The sequence below is a fragment of the Paraburkholderia youngii genome, from assembly GCF_013366925.1.
In the GTDB taxonomy this organism is placed as follows: domain Bacteria; phylum Pseudomonadota; class Gammaproteobacteria; order Burkholderiales; family Burkholderiaceae; genus Paraburkholderia; species Paraburkholderia youngii.
In genome coordinates, this window is record NZ_JAALDK010000002.1 from 559,155 (window position 1) to 580,132 (window position 20,978).

General features: G+C 62.2%; 19 protein-coding genes. 5 read left to right on the plus strand and 14 right to left on the minus strand.

The genetic code is table 11. The annotated features are described in order from the left end of the window. Positions 1-22: 22 nt before the first annotated feature. From G5S42_RS33865 to G5S42_RS33895, 7 genes are all read right to left on the minus strand, one after another. Positions 23-730: a transcriptional regulator NanR gene (locus G5S42_RS33865; RefSeq protein WP_176111121.1), complete on the minus strand. Its 708-nt coding sequence runs from the start codon at positions 728-730 to the stop codon at positions 23-25. Positions 731-772: 42 nt separating this feature from the next. Then, a complete protein-coding gene (gene oiaK / locus G5S42_RS33870) occupies positions 773-2,155 on the minus strand; it encodes a 3-oxo-isoapionate kinase OiaK (RefSeq protein WP_176111122.1) in 1,383 nt (460 codons plus the stop codon). Between the two features lie 22 nt (positions 2,156-2,177). After that, a complete protein-coding gene (locus G5S42_RS33875) occupies positions 2,178-3,008 on the minus strand; it encodes a phosphogluconate dehydrogenase C-terminal domain-containing protein (protein WP_176111123.1) in 831 nt (276 codons plus the stop codon). A gap of 67 nt (positions 3,009-3,075) precedes the next feature. Next, positions 3,076-4,419: an MFS transporter gene (locus tag G5S42_RS33880; protein WP_176111124.1), complete on the minus strand. Its 1,344-nt coding sequence runs from the start codon at positions 4,417-4,419 to the stop codon at positions 3,076-3,078. Positions 4,420-4,681: 262 nt separating this feature from the next. After that, entirely contained in the window at positions 4,682-5,302 is a 621-nt protein-coding gene (locus tag G5S42_RS33885; RefSeq protein ID WP_176111125.1) for an HD domain-containing protein, read from the minus strand. 61 nt (positions 5,303-5,363) lie between these two features. Continuing rightward, entirely contained in the window at positions 5,364-6,413 is a 1,050-nt protein-coding gene (locus G5S42_RS33890) for a patatin-like phospholipase family protein (RefSeq protein WP_176111126.1), read from the minus strand. 24 nt (positions 6,414-6,437) lie between these two features. Next, a complete protein-coding gene (locus G5S42_RS33895; RefSeq protein ID WP_176111127.1) occupies positions 6,438-9,896 on the minus strand; it encodes an adenylate/guanylate cyclase domain-containing protein in 3,459 nt (1,152 codons plus the stop codon). A 167-nt stretch (positions 9,897-10,063) separates the two neighbouring features. On the opposite strand from G5S42_RS33895, the gene frmR reads away from it, so the two are divergent. Both frmR and G5S42_RS33905 read left to right on the plus strand, forming a co-directional pair. After that, on the plus strand, positions 10,064-10,339 hold the full coding sequence (gene frmR / locus G5S42_RS33900; RefSeq protein ID WP_176111128.1) for a formaldehyde-responsive transcriptional repressor FrmR: 276 nt from the start codon (positions 10,064-10,066) through the stop codon (positions 10,337-10,339). Positions 10,340-10,393: 54 nt separating this feature from the next. Beyond that, entirely contained in the window at positions 10,394-11,503 is a 1,110-nt protein-coding gene (locus tag G5S42_RS33905; RefSeq protein ID WP_176111129.1) for an S-(hydroxymethyl)glutathione dehydrogenase/class III alcohol dehydrogenase, read from the plus strand. Positions 11,504-11,643: 140 nt separating this feature from the next. Here G5S42_RS33905 and G5S42_RS33910 read toward each other — a convergent pair whose 3' ends face one another. Together G5S42_RS33910 and G5S42_RS33915 are read right to left on the minus strand one after the other, a co-directional pair. Then, positions 11,644-12,747 carry an FAD-binding oxidoreductase gene (locus tag G5S42_RS33910; protein ID WP_246392264.1) on the minus strand — a complete coding sequence of 368 codons (1,104 nt, stop codon included), beginning with the start codon at positions 12,745-12,747 and terminating at the stop codon, positions 11,644-11,646. A 52-nt stretch (positions 12,748-12,799) separates the two neighbouring features. After that, complete coding sequence (locus G5S42_RS33915) at positions 12,800-14,059, minus strand: aromatic ring-hydroxylating oxygenase subunit alpha (RefSeq protein WP_176111131.1); 1,260 nt, start codon at positions 14,057-14,059, stop codon at positions 12,800-12,802. A gap of 199 nt (positions 14,060-14,258) precedes the next feature. On the opposite strand from G5S42_RS33915, the gene G5S42_RS33920 reads away from it, so the two are divergent. Continuing rightward, the gene (locus G5S42_RS33920; protein ID WP_176111132.1) at positions 14,259-15,185 is read left to right on the plus strand and encodes a LysR substrate-binding domain-containing protein; all 927 of its coding nucleotides are present in this window, start codon (positions 14,259-14,261) and stop codon (positions 15,183-15,185) included. 110 nt (positions 15,186-15,295) lie between these two features. On the opposite strand, the gene gcvA is transcribed toward G5S42_RS33920, so the two are convergent. Beyond that, positions 15,296-16,207 carry a transcriptional regulator GcvA gene (gene gcvA, locus G5S42_RS33925; RefSeq protein ID WP_176111133.1) on the minus strand — a complete coding sequence of 304 codons (912 nt, stop codon included), beginning with the start codon at positions 16,205-16,207 and terminating at the stop codon, positions 15,296-15,298. A 219-nt stretch (positions 16,208-16,426) separates the two neighbouring features. Between gcvA and G5S42_RS33930 the strand changes: the two genes are divergently transcribed. Both G5S42_RS33930 and fdxA read left to right on the plus strand, forming a co-directional pair. Next, positions 16,427-17,830, plus strand: coding sequence for a KamA family radical SAM protein (locus G5S42_RS33930; RefSeq protein WP_176111956.1), 1,404 nt, complete (start codon positions 16,427-16,429; stop codon positions 17,828-17,830). A gap of 70 nt (positions 17,831-17,900) precedes the next feature. Continuing rightward, positions 17,901-18,239 carry a ferredoxin FdxA gene (fdxA, locus tag G5S42_RS33935; RefSeq protein ID WP_176111134.1) on the plus strand — a complete coding sequence of 113 codons (339 nt, stop codon included), beginning with the start codon at positions 17,901-17,903 and terminating at the stop codon, positions 18,237-18,239. 15 nt (positions 18,240-18,254) lie between these two features. Here the strand turns inward: fdxA and G5S42_RS33940 are convergent, their stop codons facing one another. The 4 genes from G5S42_RS33940 to G5S42_RS33955 form a co-directional block, all read right to left on the minus strand. Further along, positions 18,255-19,403 (minus strand): branched-chain amino acid ABC transporter substrate-binding protein, encoded by a 1,149-nt coding sequence (locus G5S42_RS33940; protein ID WP_176111135.1) that lies wholly within the window; start codon positions 19,401-19,403, stop codon positions 18,255-18,257. 114 nt (positions 19,404-19,517) lie between these two features. Then, on the minus strand, positions 19,518-19,784 hold the full coding sequence (locus tag G5S42_RS33945; RefSeq protein WP_176111136.1) for a proline racemase family protein: 267 nt from the start codon (positions 19,782-19,784) through the stop codon (positions 19,518-19,520). Positions 19,785-20,079: 295 nt separating this feature from the next. Further along, a complete protein-coding gene (locus tag G5S42_RS33950; RefSeq protein WP_176111137.1) occupies positions 20,080-20,244 on the minus strand; it encodes a hypothetical protein in 165 nt (54 codons plus the stop codon). 142 nt (positions 20,245-20,386) lie between these two features. Continuing rightward, a complete protein-coding gene (locus G5S42_RS33955; protein ID WP_246392265.1) occupies positions 20,387-20,881 on the minus strand; it encodes a hypothetical protein in 495 nt (164 codons plus the stop codon). Positions 20,882-20,978 lie beyond the last annotated feature (97 nt).

Genomic DNA, 20,978 nt, shown 5'->3' on the forward strand with positions numbered 1-20,978 from the left:
GTCCGGCTAGCGCGCCGCCGCGTCAGGACAGGATCAGCTTGCCGTACAACGCGTTCGCACGGCTCAGATGGGCGTGCATCGCCTGTGCGGCGGCCTCGCCGTCATGGCGTGCGATGGCCTCGACGATCCGTTCGTGCTCGGCGAGCGTCAGTTGCTCGGCGCCGGGCGCGCGCACCATCGGCCGATAGTATTCGGCGGCCCAACTGAAGATCGATTCGACGATGGACGGATAGATCGGATTGCCGGTAATCGCCGCGATCTCTCGATGAAACGCCATATCGCGCTCGACAAACGCATCGCGGTCCGCGAGCGCCGCGCGTTGTTCCCGCACCTTCGCGCGCAGGCGTTCGATATCGGTGTCGCTTGCGCGCTCGGCGGCCATCCTGGCGGTGCCGGTTTCGAGAAAGAGCCGCGCTGACTTCAAGTGATCGAGCATGTCCGGCTGCGTGCGCAGCAGATGCATCGTGCCGACCGCGATCTGCGCGATCAGGCTTTGCGCGGTGGGCACGACGACCCGCGCGCGCTCGCCGTGCGCGATTTCGACGATGCCCGCGCGTTCGAGCGTTTGCAGCGCCTCGCGGATAGCCGGCCTGCCCACGCCATAGGTTTCCATCAGCTCGCGCTCCGATGGCAATTGCTCGCCGGGCGCGACCTGGCCCGACTGGATGCGCTCCATCAGCCGGTCCAGCACTTCCTGATATAGCTTGCGCCGCTGAATCGTTTCGGCCATTACGGTTGCTCGCGTCGATGACTCGCGTCGAAGAAACCAACATTATTCCAGAAGCCGTCCCGCGCGCACCGAGCCGAAGAACGACGCCGCGCCGACCTGGCCGCCCTTCAGCGCGATTTGCAGACCGTCGCGCGCCGGATCGTCCGACCATGCGCGGCACAGCGGCGAGCCGGGCGCCATGCCCGCGGCGACGCTCAACGCCGAGATGCCGAGCCGGCTCGCCACTTCGCCCGAGCTGTCACCGCCCGCCACCACCACGCGCGACACTCGCGTGCGTTCGAGCGTGCGCAGCATCACGTCGGCGAGCGCCTCTCCGACGCGACGCGCCGCCTGCGCGCGCGTGAGCGATGCGCGTGCGGCGAGCTCATCGAAGCCGAGCACGTCGGGGTCATCCGGACCCTCGGCGCTGAACACGAGCGAACTTTGGCCGTGCGACAGCGCATCGACGGCTAAGCGCACCCCGCGCTCCACTTCCGCCTCGCGCGTGTGGGCATCCAGCGCGCGCCGCAGATCGAGCCGCTCAACGCGAAAGCCGTGCTCGCGCGCCCAGCGGATCTGCCCGGCCGTGACCGGCGAGCAGCTGCCGCTGACAGCGGCGATCGCGTCGACGGGACCGGCAACGGGCAGAGACGGCGTTGCCGGCACGAGCCCGTTCGCGCGCCAGTGCGCGGCGAGCGCGTACTGCAAGCCCGACGATGACGCGGTGAAGACGCCCGCGCCGCGCTGCTCCCACACGAGTCGCCCGGCTGCGGCAAGCGACGCCTCGTCGAGCACGTCGATCAACACGACGGCGGGGTCGTCCCGCATCAGCGTGTGCAACTTCGCGGCGACATCGGGCGCGGCGAGTTGCACGAAGTCGATCAGCGCGACATCGCGTTGCGTTTGCCGCGCCAGATGCATGCGCAGGTCGGCTTCGTTCATCGGGGTGACAGGATGGCGCGACATCGTCGGATGACGATCGAGCCGATAGCCGATGTCATCGACCGCGGCGAACAGGTTGCCGAACGCCTGATAACGCTTCAGACGCGGTGCGCCGACCACCATCGGCGACCATCTGCCCGGCATGTGCCGCACGCCGATATCGATTGCGCGGCCAATCGAACCGGTCTCCGGCGACGAATCGAACGTCGAGCAGACCTTGTATTGGAGGATCGGCGCGCCGAGCGCGGCGAGGCTCGCAAACGCGCGCGGCAACTCGTCTTCCATCCATTGCGGACTGCGCCCCCGCGACGATCCCGCGAGGCCCACGCAACGCAGGCCCGGAAAGCGCGCGAGCAGTTCGGGCGTTGGCGCGTCGAGACACAGCAGCGTGGACACGCCGGCGGCGCTCATCGCTTCCATCGCGTCGGTCGAGCCCGTGAAGTCGTCGCCATAGTAGGCGAGCAGCAGGCCGTCCGGCCAGCGAGCGTGGGTGGCTTCGCTCATATCTTTTGGCACTCCAGCGCGATTACGTAATGCGGCGAATGCTCTCGGCGATCTCCGCGCGGTCGAACACGTTCTTCCAGTCATCGCGCATCAGACGCGGTTTGCCGAACTCGATCGCCTTATTGCATGCATCGGAGAACGCGCCCGGAATCTCGTTGAAGATCACCGCCGCGAGGATGTTCATATGGCCGAGCAGGAAGTCGCGCGCGGCTTGCTCCGGCACGCCGCGTTTCACGGTTTCATCCATCGCCTCGCGCATCACGTGTAGCAGCGTCGCGCACACCGTTTCCGACAGACCGGGTTCGAGAATCGCCATCTGATCGACGCTCAAGCGATACGAACGCAGAATCGGCGCGTAGATCACCTTCGCGATCGCTTCGCCGAGATCGAACGCCTCGTCCGGACCTTGCATCAGCGCGCTGACGACCGACTGCTTCGCGTGCGCGCCACCGAAGTGATCGTGCAGCGATTTCTCGTCGGTGTCGTAGTTGAAGATGAGTGGATGGCACGGATGCGTAACGAAGTACGTCAGATCTTTGCGATCGGGCAGATGGCCGGCGAACGGCGCGGCCGCGTCGAGCGTCATCACCATCGTGCCGGGCCGCAGCTTCGGTGCGATTTCATGGCTCAGCTTGCCGATCAGCGTATCGGGCACCGCGAGAATCACGACGTCGGCGCCGTCGAGCGCGGCATCCGCAGCGACCGCGTCGATGCCGAGTTCGTCCTTCAGGCGCTTTTGTCCCGCCGCGCCCGGCTCGACGTGCGCGACACGGTAGTCCGACTTCAGCAGGTTATTCGACAGGCGCACGCCCATCTTCCCGCCCGCGCCAAACAATGCGATTTTCTCCTTCATTGCAACTCTCCTTCAGCAGTCGATATGCGCCGGAACGCGTGGTTCCGGGAACGTGAATCGGTTGATCTCAATGTGCCTGTGCCGGCTCGAGCGACGCGCGGGTACTCGTGCGGCCGATCGCCAGCGCGAGCACGGCGGACATCAGCATCATCGCGCCGACGATCAGCATCGGCAGTTGATACGAGCCGCTCATGTCCTTCGCGACGCCCGTGATGTACGGCGCGACGAAGCCCGCGATATTGCCGACCGTGTTGATCAGGGCGATGCCCGCCGCGGCCGCCGCGCCCGACAGGAAGCGCGCGGGCAGCGCCCAGAAATTCGGCAACGCGGCGAAAATCGCGCAGGCCGTGACGGTGATGACGGCGATGCTCGCGGCGGGCGAGCCCATTTGCAGCGCGAGCGGCACACTCAGAGCGCCGATCAGCGACGGCACCGCGATATGCCACGAGCGCACGCCGCGCCGGGTCGCGTCGCGACTCCACAGGAACAGCACGAGCGCCGCGGGCAGATACGGAATCGCGGTGATCAAGCCTTTCTGGAACACGTTGAAGTGGGTGCCGAAGCGCGTCTCGAAGCCGCCGATGATCGTCGGCAGGAAGAACGCGAGCGCATACAGGCCGTAGATCAGGCCGAAGTACATCAGCGAGAACATCCACACCCGGCCGTTGGTCAACGCGGCGAGCGGATTGCCATGTTGCGCGGGCGCGGCGCTTGCGCCCTTCTGCCGTTCCTCGGTTGCGAGTTCCGTGCTTAGCCAGTCGCGCTCGGCGGCACTCAGCCAGCTAGCCTGCGATGGCTTGTCGGTCAGATAGAACCACGCGAGCACGCCGACCAGGATCGCGGGGATCGCGACGCCGAAGAACATGATGCGCCAGCCGGCCAGCCCGAACAGACCGTGTGCATCGATCAGCAACGCGGCGACTGGCGCGCCGATCACGATCGTCAGCGGCTGCGCGAGATAGAACAGCGCGAGGATATGACTGCGGTGCCTCGCCGGCACCCACATGCTCAGGAACAGAATCGCGCCAGGGAAGAAGCCCGCCTCCGTCACGCCGAGCAGAAAGCGCAGCGCATACAGACCGCTCACGCTGCTGACCCAGGTGAACAGCAACGCAACGATGCCCCAGGTCACCATGATGCGGGCGAGCCAACGCCGGGCGCCGAATTTGTGCAGAGCGAGATTGCTGGGAATCTCCAGCACGATATAGCCGATGAAGAACACCCCCGCCGCGAGGCCGAACTGGGCGGCGCTGAGACCGAGATCCCTGGTCATCCCGTTGGGTCCGGCGAACGAGATCGCGGTCCGGTCGAGAAAGTTGATGAAGAACATCAGAGCGACGAACGGTACGAGTCGCCACGACACCTTTCGAATGGCCGACCGTTCGACGGCCGCCGGATCTGCAACGTTCACGCGTCCTCCCGCTGTGCTGGATGGATGGTCAAAACTGGTGTGATGAGTAGACCATCGCCGGCGAGCGCGATGACATTGGCGTAAACACCCGGTCGACGCGATTTTTTCTCACAGCGCGGTGATAAAAACTCCTGGATGAGCAACACCCGTAGCCGAGCAAACGTTGAGCGTCTCGGAAATGTGCGTTACTTTGAGCAAATTACTACGCGTAGGAAATGCATATGAAACGTGCGCGTCTTGGAGTCGCAATGGCCGCCTGGGTCTACCGCGATCCCGGCGTCTCCGACGCGAGCCGCCACGTGAGATTCCCGCGAGCACGCATCTCGCATCTCGCGTGGAAATAGTCCGTGAAATAGATGCGAGGTCGTGCAAGCAGGCTGCCCAGGAACTTTCGCTCCTGCAAGTCATATGCGAGGTCGTCGAGGTCCGAGCGCTCTCTGCGCACGCGCACTCCTTCCGCGAGAAACCGGGATCTCGCGGCGCCCAGGACAGCGAGGTCGATGTCGCATGTAAAGCGCTCATCGAGCTCTTCCGGCGCGCCGGTATGTCGGGTGGCGAGGATCATTGCGCAGATTCGCTCACACATCGCGATGCGATCGCCGGCCGAGCGTCGAAGCCAGTCCGCGCTGCGCCGCTCGTTGTCGCTTGCGCCTGGAACATAGATGATGTCGTGGCACCACAGCGCAAGTTCCACGAGATCGGGATGCGGGATCGCGCTGCGTGCCGCATCGAAATAGCGCAGACAGCGGCGAACGTGACGCAGCGTGTGATAGTGACGAATGGGTTCGCTGTAACGTTGCGCGAGATCGGCATAGACAGCCTCGGCGCGTGCGCCGCCGCAGCGCGTCCATAACTCGACGAAGCGTTCCTGCAAGTGGCTCATCTCTGCTCCTTTGCGCACGTCGGCTCACTGCGACTGTCCGCCGCTTTCTTCAGCAGGCTGCTCAGAGAAACTCCGCGCGAATGTCGATGCTGGAGCGTCGACCGATATCCGCGTAGTGCCGCGCGAGCCAAGCATCGGCCTCGTTCCGGCCGTTGTCGCGCAGTTCGCAGAGAAAGCTCCAATCCGCGTTGTACTTGCTGGACAGGCTGAGCGCGCACATCGCGGCGTCGGAGCGGATCGAATGAATCAGCATTTCCTTCATCTCGTCCCGATCGAGTTTACCTTGCTGGATCAGATCGGTGACAAATGCAATTGCACGCATCTCGCGCATCAGCGATGAATTGAAGCTGATTTCGCTGATCCGATTCAGAATTCCGGCGGCCGTGACTGGCACGCCGGCGCGTACGAGCGGATTGATGTGGACGATCACCACGTCGCGCGTCTTGCAGTGATAGATCAGCGGATAAATGGCGGGGTTGCCCATATAGCCGCCATCCCAGTAGTGCTGGCCTGCGATCGTCACCGCATGGAACAGCGTCGGCACGCAGGCGGAGGCGAGCACCGCGTCCGCGCAGATGTCCTCACCCGTGAAGATGCGTATCTTGCCCGTCTCCACGTTGGTCGCGCACAGATATAGCAGTATCGGACACCGTTGGCGCAGTGCCGCAAAGTCGACCTGGCGTTCGAGCACTTCGCGCAACGGATTCAGATTGTGCGGATTGAACTGATAGGGAGAAAACACGCGCAGCATCATGTCCGCGAACGCATAAAGCGGTGAATGATCGAGACCGAAACTGTGCGAGCCCTTGAGCCACGGCATCCAGCGCAGCGGGCTATAGCGCTCGGCCGACTCCGCGACCCCATGCCAGAAGTCGTGCAGCGCCTGACGCGCGCCGTCCTCGCCCCCGTTCAACAGCCCGTATGCGAGCACTGCACCGTTCATTGCGCCGGCGCTGGTCGCGCTCACGCCTTCGATCTCGAGTCGGTCGTCTTCGAGTAGCCGGTCGAGAACGCCCCACGTGAATGCGCCGTGCATCCCGCCGCCCTGCAGAGCCAGCGCAATCGACCTGGGCGCCGACGCGTCGTGGCGTCTTGTACGATTCACCGCCATAGGCCACCTCCACGGCCAGTACCGTTATCCGCGCACGTCATCGATCGTTCGCGCGCTGCTCGATGGGAGCGCATCGAGCAGCGCCCTGGCGTCTCGCAAGTCGCCGGTGTCCAAACCCTCCGTGAAGGTGTCGAATACTTCGGACAGCACCTGCCTCGCGTCGCCCAGTCTGCCCGCACGCTGCCACAGGCGGGCCAGATCCGTTGCCGCGCGCAGTTGCAGCGCTCTGGCGCCCTGCGCGCGAGCCACCGCAATTGCTCTGAGAAAGCAGGCTTGCGCCTCATCGCTCGACGCGATCACACGCTCAGCTTCGCTAACCGAAGCTAGCAGCATCACTCCCTTGAGCCGATGCAATTCGGCATCGAAGAAATGCTCGCCGGTTTTGTTCACGATCGACGTGGCCTCCTCCAGCGTGCGCAATCCACCCTCCACATCGCCGGCCCGCCACAGACAGTCGGCAAGAGTGGCCAGAAAGTATGAGCGCTGTTCCGCGCCGCCGGCGGATTGTTCGGCCCTCAGCCCTTCGCGCAACTGGGCGATGCCATCCTGCAGATTTCCCGGTTGGACTCGCGCCCAGCCCGAAAAGATGGTTCCCCAGGCGAGCCAGTACGGCAAGCCATGTTCGATCGACACAGCAATGGCCGCTTCGGCTCGCTCGCGAACCAGAGGGGCCTCGCGCCGCAGCTGATGCAACTCGGCCGCGTAAGCCAGCGTGAACGCCAGCGTCGGCCCGTAGGCGAGCTTCTGCGCAAGCGCGAGCGCATCCATGCTGCGCTCGCGCGCCTGATCGGGATATCCCTGGAGCCACAGGATCAAGGCCAGAAAGTTCAACGCGCGGATGCCCGGGTCCACGCCGTGAGCAAAAACGTGGGCCTGATGCCGCTCAGGATCATAAAGTGCGAGCGCCTGCTTCAGGTGCGCGGCGGCGGCGCCCAATTCGCCCTGGGGGAACATACAGGCGCCGAGTGCGCCGTGCGCCTCCAGCAGCCAGTCCGCATCTTGCGCTTGCTGCGCCATGTGAAGCATCCGCTCTCCAAATTCGCGACCGACGGCGTACTGCGCGCGCGAAACGTTGTGGATTCTCAAGCCAAGCAGCGCCGCGAAAAGTTGCGACGTCTCACCCAACTGTTCGCACAACTGCCGTGCGCGCATATAGGTCGCGCCCACCTCCGGCGCCCCATAGCCGCGCACGTCCATCAAGGCAGGGCCCAGCGATAGCAGCAGCATCAGCTCACGAGATGCGCGTGCGGGCGTATCGGGCAATCGATCGAGCAGACCCAATGCGGCACCGAGGTGATGCATCGCGTCCAGATGGGCGCCGTGCCTGAGCGCCTGCTGCGCGGCACTGTGCAGGTATTCAACAGCCTTCGGAATATTGCCGCTCAGACTGTAGTGATGTGCGAGTTCGCTGCAGTAGTCCGCGATACGAGTGGGGAACAGCGCCTCGATGGCTTTCGCGGTGCGCTCGTGCAACGCGCTGCGCCGCTCCGTGAGCAGCGAGTGCCCCGCCACTTCCTGCGTCAGCGCGTGTTTGAACGAATACTCGACCTCCGGGTATGCGGGCCGCTCATAAATGAACTCCGCGGCTTCCAGGTGGGCGAGCAGTTCGCGCAGATCATCGTCCGTGCGTGCGAGCTGGCCATCGCAAATGCGCTGGATCAGACTGAACGGAAACTCCTTGCCGATCACCGCGAGCGTCTGCAGCAGGTCCTTCTCCGCAAGCGGGAGCCGGTCGACACGCGCGGCGAGCACCCCTTGCACCGTCGTCGGAATGTGCAGCGCCGTCGGCGTTCGTTCGATCCGGTAGTGTCCCGGCTCGCCGAGCAGGGACCGCTCCTCCGCCAGCGTCTGCACCACTTCCTCCATGAAGAACGGGTTGCCCTCCGTCTTGTCGAGGATGCGCTGCTTGAGGGGCAGCAGCGAAGCATCGTCGCCGAGCAGGGCCGTAAGGAGTCCATGGGCCTCTCTCGGACCGAGTGATTCGAGCCGAAGCTGGCTGCAATTCCAGGCTGGTTGATATTCCGGCCGATAATTCACGAGCAGCAGGATTCGGCTGGCCGGCACGCGCTCGACAAGATAGACCAGGAAAGCCTCGGTCTCCCGGTCCAGCCATTGCAAATCTTCGAACAGCAGCTCGATCGGCTGGCTTTGGCTCTCGCGCGTCAACAGCTGCGTGATCGCGTCGAAGGTCCGGTCCCGCCGAATCTTCGGATCCATGTCCGCCAGCGCGGAAGCGGACTCGCCGGTGCCGAGCAGATACAGCAGGTAGGGCACGAGATCCTCGAAACTGCGCTCGAGCGTCAATACCTTGCCGATGACTTTTTCGCGGCAGCGTCGTTCGTCGTCGCGGGCGGTGATCTGAAAATAGCTCTTCATCAGTTCGATCAGCGGCAAATTCGCAAACGCCTTGCCGTGCGACACAGAAAACGTTTCCAGCACCAGACACCCTCGCCGCGAACGCTCCTTGAATTCGTGAAAGAGCCGCGACTTGCCGACGCCCGCTTCGCCGACCACGCTGACGACCTGCCCGCGACCCGCCCGCGTCGCTTCGAGCGTCTGGTTCAGGTGCGCCAATTCGGTCTCGCGCCCGACGAACCGCGCGAGGCCCCGATGCGCCGCCAGTTGCAGTCGCGTGCGCAGTGCGCCCGGGCCCAGCACCTCGTAGACCGGCAGCGGCTCGGGGATGCCTTTGACCTGGGCGGCCCCCAACGCCTTGAACTCGAAATAGCCCTCGGCGAGCCTGTGAGTCGACTCGCTGACGAGAATGGACGTAGGCGTGGCGATCTCTTCCATGCGCGATGCAATGTGGATCGTGTGGCCGACCGGGTCGTAATCGGTGTGCAGATCATCGGTGCGGATCGAGCGCACGACGACCTCGCCGGTGTGAACACCCACGCGCACCTGCAGAGGAATGCCTTTTTCCAGGCGAATCCGGTCGCCATGCCGGCGCATCGCCTGCTGCATCCGCAACGCCGCGAAAAGCGCCCGTTGCGGATGGTCTTCGTGGGCGATTGGCGCGCCGAACAGCGCGAGGATGCCGTCGCCCAGCGATTTGGCGACGTAGCCCTCGTAGTAGTGGACGGCTTCCATCATCAGCGCGACGACGGGCTCGATCAGGTGGTGGGCTTCTTCCGGGTCGAGATCATGGATCAGAGCCGTGGAACCCGCCATGTCGGCGAATAGCGCCGTGACGGTTTTGCGTTCGCCAGCAGTTTCGCCTCTTGCTTCCATCGCGACGTGCTCGGCACGGATACGCTCGGCAAGATGATGGGGCGTGTAGTTGACCGGTGCGGGCGGTGGTTGCTGGACGGACCTCGCCGGCTCAGGCGCTTCGCTGAGCGGCGCCCCGCACTCGCTACAGAATCGGGCGGTTGCGGCGGACTCGCGCCCGCAACGGGGACACACGCACGTCAGCATGGTCCCGCAGGCTTCGCAGAACCTGGCCCTGCTGAGATTATCGAATCCGCAGTTTGTGCAGCGCATACAACCTCGTCGCGGCACGACCAATAGGAATTCATTATGCGCCGGATGCACCATGGGAGCAGTCCGGCTATTCACCTGGTGTTTCGGCCGCCGAATCCCCGGGACACGTATACTCCCCCTAAGTATTGTCCTATACTGCCCCCTAGTATCAACACATCGCTGCCGTCATGCCTCATTCCGCCGAAGAAAAGAAACGTGTGCTGACACGCGTGCGCAGGGTTCGCGGCCAGCTGGACGCGCTCGAGCGCGCGCTGGAGGACGGCGCCGATTGCGCTCCGGTGCTCCAGCAACTGGCGGCCATCCGCGGGGCGATCAACGGTGTGATGGCCGGTGTGCTCGAAAGCCATCTGCGCGAGGAGTTCTCGCACCTTGCGGGATCCGCGGATGCCTCATCGGGGTCGATCGAAGATGTCGTGACCCTCGTTCGAACCTATCTACGCTAGTTCAATGCGGGAATTCCACCCCGCAATTGGCGCCCCTTTCTTAACAGGACCACTATGAAATCGCGTGCTGCAGTTGCGTTTGCGCCAGGTAAGCCCCTCGAGATCGTCGAGATCGACGTCGAACCGCCTCGCAAGGGCGAGGTGCTGATCAAGATTACGCATACTGGTGTGTGCCACACCGACGCATTCACCCTCTCGGGGGACGATCCCGAAGGCCTTTTCCCAGTCGTGCTCGGTCACGAGGGCGCCGGCATCGTCGTGGAAGTGGGTGAAGGCGTGACGAGCGTCAAACCCGGCGATCACGTTATCCCGCTCTACACCGCGGAATGTGGCGAGTGTCTGTTCTGCAAGAGCGGCAAGACCAATCTGTGCGTGTCCGTGCGCGCCACGCAGGGCAAGGGCGTGATGCCCGACGGCACGACCCGCTTCAGTTACAACGGCCAGCCCCTCTATCACTACATGGGCTGCTCCACGTTCAGCGAGTACACCGTGGTGGCCGAGGTGTCGCTCGCCAGAATCAACCCGCAGGCCAATCCCGAGCAGGTGTGCCTACTCGGCTGCGGCGTGACCACGGGCCTGGGCGCGGTGAAGAACACCGCGAAGGTGCAGGAAGGCGATACCGTCGCCGTATTCGGGCTGGGCGGCATTGGCCTTGCCGTGATCCAGGGCGCCAAGCTCGCCAAGGCTGGCCGCATCATCGCCATTGACACCAACCCGGGCAAGTTCGACCTGGCGCGCGCCTTCGGGGCGACCGACTGCATCAACCCCAAGGATTACGAAAAGCCGATCCAGCAAGTCATCGTCGAAATGACGGGCTGGGGCGTGGACCACAGCTTCGAATGCATCGGCAACGTCAACGTGATGCGTGCGGCGCTGGAATGCGCGCACCGTGGCTGGGGCCAGTCGGTCGTCATTGGCGTGGCCGGTGCGGGTCAGGAAATCTCCACCCGTCCGTTCCAGCTCGTGACCGGCCGCCGCTGGCTCGGCACCGCCTTTGGCGGCGTGAAGGGCCGCTCGGAACTGCCCGGCATGGTGGAAGACGCGATGCAGGGCAAGATCCAACTCGCGCCGTTCGTTACCCACACGAGGCCGCTGTCTGGCATCAATGAAGCTTTCGATTTGATGCACGAGGGCAAATCGATCCGGACCGTGGTTCATTACTGACACCGAAGGACCGAGAGAGGCCCTGGTCTCGGCAGGCTAACCGGGGCATCGGGAAGGCGCGCGAACTTCGCGGGCGCCGCCGCTCTTAGCGGCGGCTGGCCGCGCTATCCGCGCCCTGAGCCCCTCCGGAATGGTAAAAGCTACAGATCGAGAATCAGATCCGAAGTCGGTCGGCTGCAGCACATCAAGCGCATGCCCTTGTCGATTTCACGCGGGCGGATGCCTCCGTTGTGCTTCATGTCCACCGAGCCATCGAGTACTTTCGTCTTGCAGGTCCCGCATATGCCCTGGCTGCATGACGATGGCAAGGGCACACCGGCCTTGCGCGCGGCGACGAGCACCGTCTGCGATCCGTCCATCGTGAACGTGCGACCCGAGCGCGCCAGCTGCACCGTATAGCCTATCTGCCCGCTCGCTTCTGCGCTGGGCTCCGCGCCCGGCCCTTCAGCGCACTCCACAGTCTCCGCGAAGTTGAAGCTTTCCTGATGATATCGGGAAGGATCGTGCCCGCCTTCCTCGAGCATCTTTCTGCAAGCGTCCATATAGCCGCCCGGCCCGCAGATGAACACTTCACGATCGCGGTAGTCCGGCACATGCTGGCTCAACAGTTCAAGGCCAAGACGCCCCACGGGACCCGACCAATCAGGCTCATTCCCGGGCGCCTCGCATACGTGCACGACCCGGAGCTTGTCCGAGAGCGCGCAGAAGCACGCAAGCTCGTTGCGAAAGATGATGTCTTCCGGCGTCCGGGCGCTATGAATAAACACAATGTCGCGATTCAGGCCGAGGTCGAGTGCCGCCCGCGTCATTGACATCAGTGGTGTCACGCCCGATCCCGCCGAAAGATACAGAAGCTTTGCAGCGGGGCCCGAAGAAGGTGTGAATACGCCCGAGGGCCCGAAGGCTTTCAGCACGGCACCCTCCCCAATGTTCTCGTGCAGCCAGTTCGACATGACGCCGCCCGGCGTGCATTTGACCGTAATGGAAAGCGTATGGGGGCGTGTCGGCGGCGAAGAGATCGTGTAGCAACGGCTGACCTCCTTGCCGGCGATCTCGGCCGATACCGTGATGAACTGCCCCGGCTCAAAGCTGAAGAGCCGGCCGTCCCGGGCGCTAAACACGAATGTCCGGACATCGTGCGTTTCAGCGGACACCCGCGTGCACGTGAGCGTGCGCTGCTCGTGACTCGGCCACTGCGTGTCCGCGAGTTCCCACGTGCTCGCACTGCAAAAGGGATCAGGCATTTCCCGACCCGGCTCGATGAAACATGAATCCACGGCAACGTTCATGGCGACCTCAAACTCCGTGCGCTCTCAGCTTCGCGTCGTACCACCGCGAAAACTGGTCCAGCGCTGCCTCTGTATAGCTCGAAAAAGGCCCCGGGATATAAGCCGGATCCTGCGTGCCTGCGTGCGTGTTCGCGACGAGTTCCGCGTCCTGGTTCGTCGTCGCGATCCAGACCTCGGTTAGCCGCTTCAGGTCATAGTCCACACCTTCAACCGCGTCTGCGTGGACGAGCCAGACCGTGCGCACGAGCGTCTTGTCCGGCGCGAGCGGCAAAAGATAGGCGATCACCGCATGGTCGCTCATCACGTGAGTCCACGAATGATGGCCCCACATGTGGACGTCACCAAGGTCGCGCCGGCTGACTCCGCCGAGCAGTTTCGTGCATGCGACTTTCGTGTCCAGTGTCTGCGATTCGTTGGCCCCCGAGATGACGAGGCGCTGGGTCCGGAAGTTGGTCTCCACACTCTCGTCGAGCGATGCGAACGTGGCGCAGGCATAGCCGTCCTTTTCCCAGTTCTCCCGGCAAGCCGCGTTGCGTTTCAGGTAGTCCTCGTAGCTTCGCAGCGATTCTTCGCTCTGGCCGTCCGGACAAAAACCGAAGTCCTCCGCCAGGAACGAGTTTGTCAGTTCGGGATGGGTGCCGGCGCAGTGGTAGCACTCGCGGTTGTTTTCCATCACGAGCTTCCAGTTGCCGTTTTCGACGATCTCCATCTCATGGGCGATCTTCGTTCGCGTCAGATCGTACGGCGCGAAGCGCGGGGCCATCACGGTCTCGAGCTTCTCGAAATCAGCGGGCGGATCGTCGGCGAGACAAACGAAGATATGCGCGCCCACCGTCTTCACATGGACGGGAATCAGGCTGTGGCAGCTTGCGTCGAAGTCGTTGCCCATATGCGTCGAATGCTTGAGGCTGCCGTCGAGATCATAGGTCCACTGATGGTATGGGCACACGAGCATCCCCACGCTGGCCTTGCCGGCCTTCTTCATGATCCGCGAGCCGCGATGGCGGCAAACGTTGTGATAGGCGCGCACGTTCTCGTCGTCGTCCCGCACGATGACGATCGATGCCCGGCCGATGTCGACCGTGTGGACATCGCCCGGTTCCGGTACATCGGCTGTGACGCCAACGAGAATCCAGAGCTTGTGAAAGAACACCTCGACGTCCGTCTCGAAGACGTCATGACGCCCGAACAACGCGCCGGGCATGCCGTGTCCCTTCTTGCGGCTTTCGATCAGTTCGCGATGCGTTTGAAGCTGAACTTCAGACATGGTGGACCTCGTGGTGAGAACGTTTCGCAGCGCTCGCGGCACTGATATGGCGTTGAGTATTGGATCGTCGAAACGCACCGTCAACGTCCTTTATAAGCCGGTTCACATTCCTTTAAATCATGCGAGAATGCACGTGGGACCGGACTCCTGAACCGGGCATCATGGATCTGCTCTCAAACCAGGGTTCCGCCTGCGCAAGATGAAAACCACCAAAGCAACCAAAGGCTATCGTCGGATCGTTCCCTCGCTGACCGCCCTTGTCGAATTCGAAGCCGTGGCTCGGCTTGGGAGTTTCACCTATGCCGCGAGTGAATTGGGCGTCACGCAGTCCGCGGTGAGTCGACAGGTTAGATTCCTCGAAGAGACGCTCGGCGTTCAACTCTTTCACCGGCTGCACCGTTCGATTGATCTGACGAGTGAGGGCGAAGCGTTGTACATGGTCGTCGCCGAGTCGATGCAGAAAATCGCCGGCGTGTTCGATCGGCTGGTGACGGGAACCGAATTGCGGGAACTGGTGCTGGTGTCGACGGCCGCCTTTTCGCAATTCCGGCTCTTGCCGCGGCTCGCGAAGCTAAAGAAGCTCGTCCCCCCTTTGCAACTGCGGCTGTCGACCGACATGTTCAAAGCGGACCTGCGCCATGTCGAAGTCGATGTCGCTGTGCGCTACGGGGACGGCAACTGGCCAGACGGAACCTCGACGTTGCTGTTCGACGTGGAAGTCTTCCCCGTATGTTCCCCGGAGTTCCTTCGGGAATACGGCACGCCACGCTCACTCGATGACCTGGCGAAGCTGCCGCTCGTCGAGTCCGACGCTACGACTGAAGGTTGGATGGGCTGGAACGAATGGTTTCGCGCGGTCGGGTACCGGCCTGGGCGACTCAACAAGGTGCTGCGGTGCAGTCTCTACACCGATGCGATTCAAGCCGTGAGATATGGACAGGGAATTGCGTTGGGGTGGAGCCGCCTGGTCGATGACCTGTTGCTCTCAGGAGAACTGGTCCGGATGGACGTGGCGACGTTCCGGCCGAGCGACGCCTATTTCGTCGTGGTTCCGCATGGTCGGACCATCACACCAGTCATTACGCAGCTAATCGAATGGCTGCGGGGAGATCCGGCGCCCCACTGACTTCTCGCGCAGGGCATCGTCGGTTGTCGCTCAGGCCCAGATATCACCCCGATCACCACCACCGGAAGAGCGCTGTGGTGTTTGCTGGTGTAAAGGCGCCTCGGCGACGGTTAGCGGCATCCGCCGAGTTCGACGTATCGGCCTGCTTCTGAGAGCATCCATCGCTCGAACGCTTGCACCAGCGGCATATTCTGTTTGCACTCCGGATATACGAGGTAATAGCCCTTGTCGCTGCGCAAGGACAAATTGCTCGGCACGATCAATTCACCCAGTTCCAATTCATGCGACACGAAGAATCGAGGTACGAGCGCGATACCAAGGCCCGCGCGCGCGGCTTCCACGAGCATTGAAAACAGCTCGTAGCGCTGCCCACGCATGCAGTCGGCGTCGTGAATGCCCGCCTGCGCGAGCCAGTTCCTCCACGCGTCCGGCCGCGCGGACTGATGCAGCAACGTGTAATTCGCGACTTCAGGCGGCTGCAGATCGGTCCGCCCTTTTAGCAACTGCGGGCTGCAAACGGGCGTCATCTCTTCGCCGAAAAGGTACTTTGCGCAAGAGCCCGGCCAGACAGGATCGCCGAAATGGATCGCTGCATCGAACGGCGTGTCGGTAAATAAGAAGGGCTCCGCACGTGTCGTCAGGTTGACCGTCACCCGCTCGTGTTCCGCATAGAACCGGGGAAGACGCGGTATCAGCCAGCGCGTAGCGAATGTCGGTATGACAGCGATTTCGAGAACGCCGCCCGCGTCGCGATGCGCCATTGCGGCCAGCGTGTCCCGCTCCAGCCTTCCAAGGTTCTCGCGAACCTGCCTTGCATAGATCTGGCCAATCTCTGTCAGGCTGAGTCGCTTCTTGACGCGATTGAAAAGCGGTACGCCCAGATACTCCTCCAGACTCCCGACCTGCCTGCCGACCGCGCTTTGCGTCAGGGCCAGTTCGTCGGCGCTGCGCGTAAAGCTCAGATGCCGTGCCGCGGCCTCAAACGCAATCAATGCTTCGATACTGGGAATTCTTCGCCTCACGTTCCTTCCTCAAACGCACAACGTTGCGAGTTTATATCGTTTGCGGGCCGGTGGCCGACGACGCCACAATTAATTCCAACTTCCCGAGCGACGGACAAACGCACCCGTCCATTCGGTTGGCTTCACGTTGCAAAAATTCCTTTCGCTTCGATTCATCATCGCCTGGCAACAGTGGCGGTGTTCGTCAGCATCTTTCCAAACCTCACGAAGGATCAGGCCATGACTTTCGACTCGCCCCCTGTAAAGTTCAAACCATATACCCGGCAGACGATCAGCCAGGCGCCACAGTGGCAACACCTTCCTGAATCGCTGCGGGAGGCCGTGCAGGTCGTATCGCGTGTCATGCCGTTTCGTACCAACCAGTATGTGATGGACGAACTTATCGACTGGGGCAAGGTGCCCGACGATCCCATCTATCGCCTCACGTTCCCGCATCAGGACATGCTCTCGCCCGCCGACTATTCGAAGCTGCGAGACCTGGTGCTCGTGAAAAAGGACGAGGCCGCCATCGAGGAAACAGTTCGCGGTATCCGGCTGGCGATGAATCCGCACCCGGCCGGACAGATGACACACAACGTGCCGTTCATGAACGGGCAGCCCGTGAGCGGACTTCAGCACAAGTACAAGGAAACGGTACTGTTCTTCCCGAGCGCCGGGCAGACATGCCACGCGTACTGCACATTCTGTTTCCGCTGGCCGCAGTTCGTGGGCATGGACGACCTCAAGTTCGACGCTCGCGAATCGAGCGAACTCGTTGCGTACCTCAAGCTCCACACCGAGGTGACCGACGTGCTGATCACCGGTGGCGACCCGCTCATCATGAACACGCGTTCGCTTGCCGGGTATATCGAACCTCTGCTGGCACCCGAGCTTTCGCATATCCAGAATATCCGCATCGGCACCAAATCGGTCGCTTACTGGCCACAACGCTATGTGAGCGACAAAGACTCCGACGACTTGCTGCGTCTATTCGAAAAGGTCGTGGCGTCCGGCAAAAATCTCGCGATCATGGGCCACTACAATCATCCGGCCGAACTGCGAACCGAGATCGCACAGCGCGCTGTCAAACGGATCGTCTCGACAGGCGCGACCCTGCGCATGCAGGCGCCGCTGATCCGGCACATCAACGAGGACCCCAACGGGTGGGTGGAACTATGGACGACGGGTGTGCGTCTGGGCGCCATTCCGTACTACATGTTCGTCGAACGCGATACCGGGCCCAGTCATTACTTCGAACTGCCGCTCGCAAAAGCATACGAGATATTCCAGTCTGCTTATCAGCAGGTGTCGGGACTTGCGCGTACGGTTCGCGGCCCGTCGATGAGCGCGTTTCCCGGCAAGGTGGTCATCGACGGCATCGTCACGATTGCCGGCGAAAAGGTGTTTGCCCTGCAGTTTCTCCAGGCACGCAACCCGGACTGGGTGCGTCGCCCCTTCTATGCCAGGTTCGATCCCACCGCGACGTGGCTCCACGATCTCGTTCCGGCTTTCGGTGAAAAGAAATTCCTCTTCGAAACCGATGAAGACACGCGGCATAAAACCGTACATATCATGTCGCGGCACGCTGGCCGGCGTGTTCCCGAGTCGACGGTCGAGATACCCGCGGTAACGGCCGAAGCGTAATCCATTGCCAACAACCGGTCCGCTCCCGGCGGACCGGCGTCTTATCGACTCATATTGATAGGGATTCGAAATGACTTACGTGGTAACCGAAAACTGCATCCGGTGTCGCTATACCGACTGCGTAGAGGTCTGCCCCACCGACTGCTTCCGCCAAGGTCCCAACTTTCTCGTGATCGATCCGGATGAATGCATCGACTGCGGAGTTTGCGCGCCAGAGTGCCCCGTCGACGCGATTGTGCCGTCCGAGGACATTGCCGAAGACCAACTCGGGTTCGTTGAACTGAACGCCGAGCTTGCCAAACAGTGGCCGACGATCGCCGCCCGACAGGCGCCGCTTCCCGACGCCGAGGACTGGAAAGATGTTCGGTCGAAGCTTCGATATCTTCAGAAAGAGTCCGTTGCGTGCTAACCGTCGCCCGGCAACTCACTTCGCACCGATGGTCGTCACGGGCACCCACTTGCCGCCTTTCACCTGATAGAGCGTCGACGTCGGGTGTCTCAGATCTCCGTACGAATCGAATTCGATCTTTCCCGTGATGCCGTTGTACTGAATAGTTCGCAATGCAGGCACAAATACCTCGGGTTTTGAGGAATTCGCCTGTTTCATGGCGGTGACAGCCACCCACGCGCAGTCGTAGGCGAATGGCGCGTAGGTCAACGTATCCGCGCCGAATCGTTTTTTGAATTTATCCGCGAACGCTTTGCCTTGAGGAAGGGACTCGACTGGCCGTCCGTACTCCCAGGCCATTGCGCCTTCGGCAGCACTGCCGGCAACGCCGATGAAGATGTTGTCGGCGATGCCACCGCTCCCTACGAACTGCGTCCGCATACCAAGTTGTTTCATCCGCCTGGTAAGAAGGGCCGCCTGGTTATCGAGGCCGGCAAAGTACAGCAGGTCCGCGTTCGCCGCCTTGATATTCGTGAGCTGTGCGTTGAATTCGACGGCCTTGTCGTTGGTGTATTCCGACGCGACGATATGGCCGCCGGCCGCGATGACGGCCTTCTTGAATTCATCCGCGGCACCCTGGCCAAATGCCGTGCGATCGTCCATCACTGCAATGCGCTGCGCCTTGGTGACCGCTACCGCGTACTCCCCTGCATTGCCCGAGTTCTGTGCGTCGGTGGCGATAATACGGAAGACGTTCTTCAGCCCTTGTCGGGTTATGGCCGGGTTCGTGGCGGCGGGGTCTATCAGCGGAATGCCGGCCTTGGCGAATATCGGCGACGAGGGCAACGCTACTCCGGAGTTGTAGTAGCCCACCACGGCGACCACGCCATCATCGACGAGCTTCTGAGCGACTTGTACGCCAATGCGTGGGTCGCCCTGATCATCGACGGAGTCCAGCTCGAAGCGCACATCCTGCCCGCCCAACTTCGTGTGCTGGGCGTTGGCTTCTTCGACGGCGAGCCGAACACCATTCTCGATGTCCTTACCGTTGGCGGCTCCGGCGCCGGTCAGCGGGGCCGATACGCCGATCTTCACGACCTCCTGTGCGAACGCCTGACTGCTTGCGAGCAATAAGGCGACGGCAGCCAGTCCAGCCGCAAAGCATTTTTTGGAGGTGTCGAGCATCTGTTTACTCCTGGACGTGCGAACTCCAGCTTCGAGCGGGTGCAGCCGCGCCGAAACCCTTCACCGTCGTCTCGAGGCCGGAACGCGGCTACTTTTGCTTTGCGACAGGATTCATCACCAGATATCACCAGCAGTAAAACCATTCGTGAAAGGATCGCTGGGGTCCAGCACGTATGTACTGAATCCATAGATCCACGAATGTCCCGACACTGTCGGCACGTGTGGATCAACGGCGTGACGCTGGCCAACGGCGTGAATCTGGCTGGGAAGTACGGCGGCGGCTCGCTGAGTTCGCAGGGCAGGCCCGCAGTACAAGATTACCGGGTCGGGCACGACCGGCCTTGCACCGAATCCTTCGGCCGGCCAGGGCGGATTGATCACATTCGACTGCGATTACAGCCCGTCCGGCGATGCGGTACGCTGGAGCCCGTCGCTGATCGCCGGGTCCGGTGTTCGTGAGCAATGTGAGCGGCATTACGCTGAACAAGGCGGTGATCGCGGGCACCACGTACAACACGTCGCTGACCGCACCGGCAACCTGATGCCGGCGCACATGGGCGCGGGCAACCGCTGTCCGTGTGCGCGTGACAGCGGGCAGATCGAGCGACGAAACGATGCGAACCGAGGTACGACTACCACCCCTTGTTCTTTGGCTCCCTGACGCAGTCGTCGTGTCCTATTGCCACTTCGCGTGCTTATGACGATTGCGACCGACTACATCCCACTGCTTTCTCGCTTCCTTTTGCGCCGACTTGCCGTGATCATGCTGATGTTCTCCGTCGGCTGCTTGACCGGCCTTGGCGCCGCGCCTTGCGAACCTGAACATTTCGGCGAATTTCATCTCGATCTCCTTGTGCGGTAACGACGCCGCAAATCCAGTGTACTGCGGCTGCCAGGTCAAAAGTCGCGACTCGGACCAGCTTGCGTCCGGGTTCTGACCGGGTTTGGCTTTTCCCAGGAAACGCAATGATCGACGCGTCAATTCAAATAATCGTTCTCGTTCTTGTCGCCTCGATCGCTGTCGCGCCCGGGCGCGAATATTTCTGAATCTCAGCGTTGCAGCGCGTCGCGTAGATGAATGTCAGATCTGAAGCGTCTCGATGCGGCACTTGAAAAGTACCCCAATCCTCGCCTGGTTCGCTGAGGCGGTCACATAACAGTTCGATCACTGCATCCGGAGCGGGTGCGCAGTTCATGAACGGCTTGTGCGACATCAGAAACGTCCGCATTGTCTCTGGTCGTTCCAGATTGAGCGGAACGTGCCACGGCAGCCGGCCGGATGTTCCGTCAAACTGCACATACAACACCGGCGGAGCCTTGAAGTGCATGTGGAACAACCCATGCACATGGATCGCGAAACGCTCGAAATAGTCCTCCATGCGGGACTGCAGGCTTGAGTGGGAATAAAGAAGTGTCGCGCTCGCGGTGGCTTCCAGACGAAAGGTGACAAACCTTGCTTCGCCTTCCTGTGAAACCACCCCAACTCCGTACTGCCCTATCACCTGAAACGGGGTAGCGCGAGGCGGAGTATAAAAATATCGATCGACGTAAGAGACGGGTTCCGCATCGTCATCA